This is a genomic window from Streptomyces sp. NPDC037242, from assembly GCF_055604165.1.
Window position 1 is genome coordinate 210998 of record NZ_JBVJUY010000013.1, and the last position, 6594, is coordinate 217591.

6 protein-coding genes are annotated in these 6594 nt (G+C 75.2%); 3 read left to right on the forward strand and 3 right to left on the reverse strand.

Annotation, left to right across the window (positions count from 1 at the left end):
- Positions 1-404 precede the first annotated feature (404 nt).
- Positions 405-1403 (reverse strand): SDR family NAD(P)-dependent oxidoreductase, encoded by a 999-nt coding sequence (locus ACZ7GJ_RS18180; protein WP_470752811.1) that lies wholly within the window; start codon positions 1401-1403, stop codon positions 405-407.
- On the reverse strand, positions 1400-2584 hold the full coding sequence (locus tag ACZ7GJ_RS18185) for a UDP-N-acetylglucosamine--N-acetylmuramyl-(pentapeptide) pyrophosphoryl-undecaprenol N-acetylglucosamine transferase (protein ID WP_470752813.1): 1185 nt from the start codon (positions 2582-2584) through the stop codon (positions 1400-1402). Before ACZ7GJ_RS18185 ends, ACZ7GJ_RS18180 begins: the two co-directional genes overlap by 4 nt.
- 82 nt (positions 2585-2666) lie before the next feature.
- Here ACZ7GJ_RS18185 and ACZ7GJ_RS18190 point away from each other — a divergent pair, with 82 nt between their 5' ends.
- The gene (locus ACZ7GJ_RS18190; protein WP_470752833.1) at positions 2667-3356 is read left to right on the forward strand and encodes a response regulator transcription factor; all 690 of its coding nucleotides are present in this window, start codon (positions 2667-2669) and stop codon (positions 3354-3356) included.
- Positions 3353-4738, forward strand: a complete 1386-nt coding sequence (locus ACZ7GJ_RS18195) for a sensor histidine kinase (protein ID WP_470752814.1) — start codon at positions 3353-3355, stop codon at positions 4736-4738. The genes ACZ7GJ_RS18190 and ACZ7GJ_RS18195 overlap by 4 nt, the downstream gene beginning before the upstream one ends.
- A 49-nt stretch (positions 4739-4787) precedes the next feature.
- On the opposite strand, the gene ACZ7GJ_RS18200 is transcribed toward ACZ7GJ_RS18195, so the two are convergent.
- On the reverse strand, positions 4788-5852 hold the full coding sequence (locus ACZ7GJ_RS18200) for a mechanosensitive ion channel family protein (protein WP_470752815.1): 1065 nt from the start codon (positions 5850-5852) through the stop codon (positions 4788-4790).
- 56 nt (positions 5853-5908) lie between these two features.
- On the opposite strand from ACZ7GJ_RS18200, the gene ACZ7GJ_RS18205 reads away from it, so the two are divergent.
- Positions 5909-6487: a dienelactone hydrolase family protein gene (locus ACZ7GJ_RS18205; protein ID WP_470752816.1), complete on the forward strand. Its 579-nt coding sequence runs from the start codon at positions 5909-5911 to the stop codon at positions 6485-6487.
- Positions 6488-6594 lie beyond the last annotated feature (107 nt).

The following is a 6594-nucleotide window of genomic DNA, read 5'->3' on the forward strand; positions in this document are numbered from 1 at the left end:
ACACCCCCCCACCCTACACCGCAGCTATGCCCGCCCCCCCCCCCCCCCCCCCCCCCCCCCCCCCCCCCCCCCCCCCCCCCCCCCCCCCCCCCCACGCCTGTGGCACCGGCCGTATCACGGCCGGGTCGGCCGCCACCTCGGTGGAGCGCCGCCGCCCTGCTGGCCGGAACCGGCGGGCAGGACTGCCGTACGGCGCTCCTCGCCGAGGTGCGGCCGCGTACGGCCGGAGGACATCCCGGACGGGCACCCGCCGGACTCGATGCCGGCGGCGGGCGCGGCGTCGCCCCCGTGGCGCCGGCCGCGCCACGGCCGGCGCGGAGGACGGCCCTGACCGCGCCGCCCTCCTGCTCGCCGGGACCGTGGCCAACCCGCCCCCGTACGGCGGGGGCGGGTTCGGGGGCGGATCAGACCTGGTAGCGGTCCGGGGCGAAGAGGTGGAGGTTCGCCGCGACCCAGTCCGAGGTGCGGCGCAGGCCCTCGGCCAGCGACACCTCGGGCTGCCAGCCCGCCCACTCCAGGGCGCGGGTGTTGTCCGACAGGAGCCGCTGGACCTCGCTGCCGGACGGGCGCAGCCGGCTCGGGTCCACGACGACCTCCGCGTCCCGGCCGGTGGCCGCGATCATCGCCTCGGCGAGGGCGCCGATGGAGATCTCCTGGCCGGTGCCCAGGTTGACCACCTCGCCCAGCGCCCGGTCGCACTCCGCCACCGCGAGGAAGCCCGCCGCCGTGTCCGTCACGTACGTGAAGTCGCGGGTCGGGGTCGTCGAGCCGAGGCGGACCTCCCGGGAGCCCGAGTGGAGCTGCGCCAGGATCGTCGGGATCACCGCGCGCGCCGACTGGCGGGGGCCGTAGGTGTTGAACGGCCGCACCACCGTCACCGGGAGCTCGAAGGCGTGGTGGAAGGAGAGCGCCATCATGTCCGCGCCGATCTTCGACGCGGAGTACGGGGACTGCGGCTGGAGCGGGTGGCTCTCGGAGATCGGGGCCGTCAGCGCCGTGCCGTAGACCTCGCTGGTGGAGGTGTGCACCAGGCGACGCACGCCGTGCCGGCGGCAGGCCTCCGCCATGTTCTCGGTACCGGTCACGTTCGTCTGCACGTACGCGCCCGGCGAGGAGTAGCTGTACGGGATCCCGATCAGCGCCGCCAGGTGGAAGACGGTGTCGCAGCCCGCCACCGCGTCGCTGACCCGGCCCGCGTCGCGGACGTCGCCCGCCCAAATCTCCACCGGGCCGCCGGGGTCGGCGAGGTAGCGGGCCAGGTGGCCCTTCTCGGCGTACGGCTTGTAGTGCACGAAGGCGCGCACCCGCGCACCCTTGGCCACCAGCAGGTCCACCAGCGTCGAGCCGATGAAGCCCTCGGCCCCGGTGACGAGAACGGTACGGTCGGTCCAGTCGGTGCTCACACGTACTCCAAAGCGGTGGAAGGGATCGCGGCGACGCGGAGGACCTCCGCCGCCAGCAGTTCGGCGGCCCGCGCGTGCGGGCCGGGATCGGCCGCGCCGGCCATCGCCGACAGCCGGGCCGGGTCGGCCAGCAGCGGGCCGACGAGGTCCGCGAGCCGCTCGGCGGTGGTCTCGGCGTCGGGCAGCAGCAGCCCTGCGCCGGCGTCGGACAGCACCCGGGCGTTGTGGGTCTGGTGGTCGCCCGGGGCGTGCGGGTAGGGGACCAGCACGGACGGGACCCCGGTCGCCGCGAGTTCCGCGACCGTCGCCGAACCCGCCCGGCACACCACCAGGTCGGCGGCCGCGTACACCAGGTCCATCCGGTCCAGGTACGGCACGGCCCGCGCGACCCGCTCCCCGCCGGAGGCCGCGAGCTCCGCGACGGCCTCGGGCAGCGCCGCCGGACCCGTCTTGACCAGCAGCTGTACGTCGTCCCGCGACTGCCAGGCCGCCGCGAGCGCGACCGCGGCCCCGGTGAGCCGCAGTGCTCCCAGGCTGCCGCCGTTGAACACCACCAGCCGCCGCCCGTCGGGCACCCCCAGGAACCGCCGGGCCTCCCGGCGCAGCGCCGTCCGCTCCGGGCCGGAGAGCCGGGCGAGACCCGACAGCGCCGCGGAGATCGGCATGCCGGTGGTCAGCGCCCGCGCGCCGCCCGACAGATGGGACCGGCTGCGGTCGAAGGCCACCGCCATGTGCGGGGTCAGCCGCGCGGCGAACTGGTTGGCGCGCCCCGGCACCGCGTTGGACTCGTGGATCACGGCCGGCAGCCCCGCCAGCCGGGCCCCGAGCACGGCCGGCGCGCTCGGGTAGCCGCCCATGCCGACGACGGCGTGCGCGCCCTGCGCCCGGATCACCGACCGGGCCTGCCCGGCCGAACGCAGCAGCGCGGCCGGCAGCAGATAGCGCTTCGCGCCCAGGGACGGATCGAAGGGGATCATGTCGACGGTGTGCAGCCGGTATCCGGCGGCCGGGATCAGCTCGGTCTCCAGGCCCCGTTCGGTCCCGATGAACGAGACCACGGCACCCGGGACGGCCGCGCGCAGCGCCTCGGCGAGGGCGAGCCCCGGGTAGATGTGGCCGCCGGTGCCGCCCGCGCCGATCACGACGGAGAGTGGAGCCAGAGGAGTGTCTCGTGTGGTCATGGGGCCACGGTCCCGGTGTGGTCTAAGAAGGTTCTAAGAGGAAGCCCTCGGACCGTTTGGCAGGCTTTGCGTCATGAGCTCCATGAGCAGTCAGCGGATTCTGGTGGTGGACGACGAGCCCGAGGTGCGGGCCGCCGTCGAGGACGGCCTGGCCGTGGAGGGGTACGAGGTGCGCGGCGCGGCCGACGGGCTGGCCGCGCTGTCCGAGGTGGCCGGGTGGCAGCCGGACGCGCTGGTGCTGGACGTGATGATGCCGGTGCTGGACGGGCTCGGGGTGTGCCGGCAGCTGCGGGCGATGGGCGACCGTACGCCCGTGCTCGTGCTGACCGCGCTGGACTCGGTGAGCGAACGGGTCGACGGACTGGAGGCGGGCGCCGACGACTACCTGGTCAAGCCGTTCGCGCTGGACGAGCTGGTGGCGCGGGTCCGGGCCCTGCTGCGGCGGGCCGCGCCCGACCCGGCGGGGGAGACGGCCGCCCTCGCCTACGCCGACGTCGTCCTCGACCCCGCGACCCGCACGGGACACCGTGGCGAGCGGCCGCTGGAGTTCAGCCGGACCGAGGCCGCGCTGCTGGAGCTGCTCCTGCGCCATCCCGGGCAGGTGCTCCCGCGCGAGCTGATCCTGGAGCTGGTGTGGGGGCGGGACTTCGGGCCCGACTCCAACTCCCTCGCCGTGTACGTCGGCTACCTGCGCCGCAAACTGGAGGCGGGCGGCGAGCCCCGGCTGGTGCACACCGTGCACGGGGTCGGGTACCGGCTGGACGCGGCGTGAGCGGGGCCGGCCGCCGCAGACTCGGCGCGGCCTGGCGCAGGCGCCGGCCGCTGCGGACCCGGCTGGCGCTGGCCACGACCGCGGCCGTGGCGCTGGTGGCCGTCGGCGTGTGCGCCGGGGCCTACTTCGTCGTACGCGAAGCCCTCTACCACCAGCTCGACCTGAGCCTGACCCAGTCGGCCCGCCTCGCCGCCGGGCGGGACCAGGGTGCCGGGCCGGGCACCCTGGCCGGGGAGTGCCGGTTCCTGGCCGCGCCCGCCTGCGCGGAGGTGGTGCCGGCGGATCCGGCCAAGGACCCGCGTCCGCCCGGGCAGTTGCCGGTGGCGCCCGCCGCTCGGGAGGTCGCCGCGGGCGAGCGGGCCCCGTACTACACCGACATCACCCTGTCCGGGCACCCGATGCGGATGCTGACCACCGACTTCGCCAAGGGGCGGGCGCTCCAGGTCGCGCTGCGGGCCGACACCGTGCAGGACGGGATCCGGCAGGCCGGGCACTGGCTCGTCCTGATCGGCGCGGCCGGGGTGCTGCTGGCCGCCCTGCTCGGGTACTGGGTCTCGCGCACGGGCCTCGCCCCCGTCACCCGGATCGCCGCCACGGCCGAGCGGATCGCCGCCACCCGCGATCCGCGGTACCGGATCGAACTGCCCCCGCCGGGACGGGAGGACGAGATCACCCGGCTGGCCGGGAGCTTCAACACCATGCTGGGCGAGCTGGAGCAGTCCGTCACGGCCCAGCGGCGGCTCGTCGCGGACGCCTCGCACGAGCTGCGCACCCCGCTGACAGCGCTGCGCACGAACGCGGAGCTGCTGGCACGGGGGGAGCGGCTGACGCCCGAGCAGCGCCAGCGGGCCTCGCTCGCGCTGGGCCGGCAGCTGCGGGAGGTGACGGGCCTGGTCAACGACCTGATCGAGCTGGCCCGGGACGAGGAGCCGCAGGCGCTGGTGGAACAGGTGCGCCTGGCCGCGCTGGTGGAGTACTGCGCGGAGGCGGCGCGGGCCCACTGGCCGGCGGTCCCCTTCCGCGTACGCGTGGCGGCGGCCGAGACGGTGGTGGTCCCGGGGGTGCCGGCGCGGCTGAGCCGGCTGCTGGGCAACCTGCTCGACAACGCGGCCAAGTTCAGCCCCGCCGGGGCCGCGGTGGAGGTGGAGCTGACGGCCGCGGCGGGCCGGGCCGAGCTGACCGTACGGGACCACGGGCCGGGCATCGCCGAGGAGGACCTGCCGTACGTCTTCGACCGGTTCTACCGGGCCGGCGCCGCGAGGTCCCTGCCGGGGTCCGGGCTGGGTCTGGCCATGGCCCGGCAGATCGCCCGGGCGCACGGCGCGGACCTGCTGGCCGAGGCGGCGCCGGGCGGCGGCGCGCTGTTCCGGCTGAGGTTCTGAGCCGCGGGCGGCAGCCGCCGGCCCTCTCCGGGAGCCGTGGCCCCGCGCCTCAGGTCTCACGCGCAGGGGCGTGCCCCTGCGGGGGTTCGTTCTCGTAGGTGACCCGGGGCAGGGCGTACGGGTGCTGGTCGACCAGCCAGGCGATCATGCGTTCGCGGACCGCGCAGCGGACCTTCCACACGTCGTCCGCGTCCTTGGCCGTCACCACCGCCCGGACCTGGACGGTGTTCTGGGTGGTGTCGGTGACCGCCAGGTTGGCGGTGCGGCCGTCCCACTCCGGGACCTCCGTCAGGATCCGCTGGAGCTCCTCCCGCATGAGGTCCATCGGCGCGCTGTGGTCCAGGTGCCAGAAGACGGTGCCGGTCATCTGCGCGCCGCCGCGCGACCAGTTCTCGTACGGTTTGCTGGTGAAGTACGAGACCGGCATGGTGATGCGCCGCTCGTCCCAGGTACGGACGGTGAGGAAGGTCAGGGTGATCTCCTCGACCGTGCCCCACTCCTTGTCGACCACCACCGTGTCGCCGATCCGCACGGTGTCGCCGAAGGCGATCTGCAGCCCGGCGAAGAGGTTGCTCAGGGAGGACTGGGCGGCGATGCCCGCGACGATGCCGAGCACGCCGGCCGAGGCCAGCATGGAGGCGCCGACCGTCCGCATCGCGGGGAAGGTCAGCAGCATGGCCGCGACCGCGACGATCACGATGACCGTGGTGACGACCCGCTGGATGAGGGTGACCTGGGTGCGGACCCGGCGGACCCTGGCCGCATCGGGGGCGCCGGCCGCGTAGCGCGCGTAGGCGGAGTCGACGATCGCCGTGGCGACGGCGATCAGCAGCCACGCGGCCCCGGCGATCAGGACCAGGCTGAGCACCCGGCCCACGCCTTCCTCGTGGTCTTCGAGGATCTTCGTCTGGTGGTACGAGCCCCTGAGGAGCCCGGCGCCGAGGACGAGCAGGAAGGGCGGGCGGCAGCGGCGCAGCAGTCCCCACAGCGGGGTCTCGCCGTGCCGGGCGTCGGCCTGGCGCAGCAGCAGGTCCAGCAGCCACCCCGCGAGGAGGGTGACGACCAGGATTCCGCCGATGACAGCGATCGGGCGAAATACGGAGTCCGTGTCCATGGTCTTCAACGTAACCGGAAGCCGCCCGCGTACTCCCGCATTCGGCAACTGGCACGATGGGAGGCATGAACATCATGCTCTTCCATTCGACGTACGGGCTGCGGCCCGCCGTGCAGGAGGCGGCCGAGCGGCTGCGCGCGGCCGGTCACGTGGTCCACGTACCGGACCTCTTCGAGGGGCGTACCTTCGAGACCGTCGAGGAGGGCATGGCCCACCGGGACGAGATCGGCCGTGACGAACTGCTCAAGCGTGCCGTGCTGGCCTCCGCGCCCCACTCCGACCAGGGTCTGGTCTACGCGGGCTTCTCCTTCGGCGGCTCCGTCGCCCAGCACCTGGCGCTGGCGGACGAGAAGGCGCGCGGGCTGCTGCTCCTGCACGGGACGGCCGACCTGGAGGACGACGCCTCGGTGGACGACCTCCCCGTGCAGCTGCACATCGCGGACCCGGACCCGTTCGAGCCGCACGACTGGCTGACCGCCTGGTACCTGCGGATGCAGCGGGCGGGCGCCGACGTGGAGGTCCACAGCTACCCGGGCGCCGGGCACCTGTTCACCGACCCGGGGCTCGACGACTACGACGCGCAGGCCGCGGAGGAGACCTGGAAGGTCGTCCTCGCGTTCCTCGACAGCCTGTAACTGAGAGACGGGGGCGGGGGGGGGGGGGGGGGGGGGGGGGGGGGGGGGGGGGGGGGGGGGGGGGGGGGGGGGGGGGGGGGGGGGGGGGGGGGGGGGGGGGGGGGGGG